This is a genomic window from Pseudomonas sp. 30_B (assembly GCF_017491605.1).
Taxonomy (GTDB): Bacteria; Pseudomonadota; Gammaproteobacteria; order Pseudomonadales; family Pseudomonadaceae; genus Pseudomonas.
Genome location: NZ_JAFGYY010000341.1, coordinates 1 through 448, shown reverse-complemented (window position 1 = coordinate 448; position 448 = coordinate 1). Strand labels below are relative to the sequence as shown.

General features: G+C 63.6%; 1 pseudogene. It reads right to left on the bottom strand.

The window, feature by feature from the left end:
* Positions 1-282, bottom strand: a pseudogene (locus J5M67_RS28575) (LTA synthase family protein); the annotation flags it as partial.
* Positions 283-448: the final 166 nt, after the last annotated feature.

Here is a 448-nt window from a genome sequence, read left to right as displayed (position 1 = left end):
GAACAGACTCAGGTCGGTAAAAACAAACGGCTCGCGTAGGGATGAAAATTTCGCATTGCTGACCGCGCCGGCAAGCGCCACCAGCGCCAGAGCGAGGAACGCGGCAAAATGCGGGCGACGGGTCAGCGCAAGGATGACGCAGGCGACGAACAACACGCTCGCGGTATGCAACGCCCCCGCCAGGAACGGACGGCGAACGGCGGCGCGGGGAATTGCAATCGCATCTGCGGCAAATGACAGGGCAATGGCAAAGACGAATGTGATCGGCATCGACGACGCCACGCTATCGCTCCTCGCGCGGCAAATAGGACAATCGACCGAGGATCGCATCCGCCATCACCGCGGGCAACAGCGGGAGCAGCCGCATGCCGAGCGCGAGCAGAGCGGGGAACGCAATTTCAGCGCGCCGGGCGGCGATCCCGCGCTGTATGTACTGCGCAGCCTTGTC